This window comes from Methylobacterium sp. C33D, from assembly GCF_053345825.1.
In genome coordinates this window covers 1-1,488 of sequence record NZ_JBKFAV010000096.1, presented here as the reverse complement: position 1 = coordinate 1,488, position 1,488 = coordinate 1, and the positions used below count along the sequence as shown (strand labels likewise).

1 pseudogene is annotated in these 1,488 nt (G+C 62.9%); it reads right to left on the bottom strand.

Going from position 1 to position 1,488, the window contains the following annotated elements:
• Nucleotides 1–1,330: 1,330 nt before the first annotated feature.
• Nucleotides 1,331–1,488 (bottom strand): annotated as a pseudogene (locus ACLBXO_RS31485) (porin family protein); the annotation flags it as partial.

The following is a 1,488-nucleotide window of genomic DNA, read 5'->3' as shown; positions in this document are numbered from 1 at the left end:
GCGGCTGGAGCGGCTCCGGGACTGGTCCCGTTGCTCGACGACGACCGGGTTGTCACCGGCATGTGCACCCGAAAAGCCGCCGCGGCTTTCGGCCGTGTCCCGCTCAACGAGGGTGAGCGCGTCTCGATCACCGAAGTTGGCCATACAGCACCGACTCCTCTCAATATACTTAAGTAGTCATAGTAGGGACGAACGATCTACGGCCCGACTGAGACCCAAGAATTTCCGCTGTCAGATCAGTTCGATCTGCTTGGGGCATAAGGCGATCAGATTGATACTTGCTACTGCCCACATGCAACAAGCGCACTGTAAGGGCCGCCTTTAGACGAGGAGCACCAATTTTGAGACGCAACGTCCCTTGCCGATCGTCATCTCGCGGCCGGGCGGTCGGGTTTGATGACGGCTCAAGTCGATCTGTCATCCAGTTCGACGGGCCACCTACCGACTCGGCAAAGAAGGCCATCTCTCGCGATCCCGGCCGATGCGCTCTCTACGAGACCGCACACCGGCAAGGCTCTCGGTATTGCGGATGAGTGACCGTGCGAGACGCGTGGATGAGGCGCAGTAGCGGGAAATCGCCCTTACGCTCCGCTGGATGCAGAAGCTGCGGCATCTCTGCCGGCCAGCGCTGTCGGCGCTAAAGTGGCGTCGGACGAGATCGGCATATGACTAGGATGCGCGATCAATCCGGAGGCGGTACACGCGCTTCTTATAGGATGCAGGCTCTGCCCGGGCGATAGCCGCCGCCCTCGCCGTTGCCGCGATGGCATCGAGGCACGCGAGAGGCCCGGATAGACCTGGAACCCTGTAGCCTATCGAGCAGATCGCGAAGATCGACCTCGTGGGCGCCTACACGGAAGCCTTGCTCATGTCGCGGGCGACGAACCAGGCCCAGGCAACCGCGATGAGCACGGTGATCAGGGGGATGCCGACGGCGAAGACCAGCTTGAGAGCCATGATCGCGCTCCGGAACGCCAACCGCCGTAGAGGCAGAAAGCCCTGCTCGTGAAAGATGCTCGGATCCCGCGCTCGATGCGATCCGGCGCCTCTGTGGAAACGACCGAACCGGGTCATGGGTCGAGTCGCAGCCACGGGTTGGCCGGGATCCCTGACCGGTCGTCTGCGACGACAGCCACATCCGCCAATGCAGAAGCCCTGGAAGCGGAGCTTCCAGGGCTTCGTGGACCTCGCGGCCAGTTTGATCGGGCTGGGGATGCGAAGGTCAACCGGTCAGCTGCTCGTTCGGCGCTCAGCAGGGAGGAGAGGACCAACACCCCACCCCACCAACCGCGTCGCCCGGCAGAGATACCGGGCACAGCATGGCCGGATCTCAGTACGAACCAAACTTGTAGTTCAGGCCTGCGCGGACGACGGCGAACTCGGTGTTGGCGGCCGCACCGTTGAGGTAGGCGACACCGCGCGGCGGCAGCAGGTTCGGGATGAAGACGCCGCTGGCGGTGTTCTTCTGGCGATCGAGGTTCACGTACA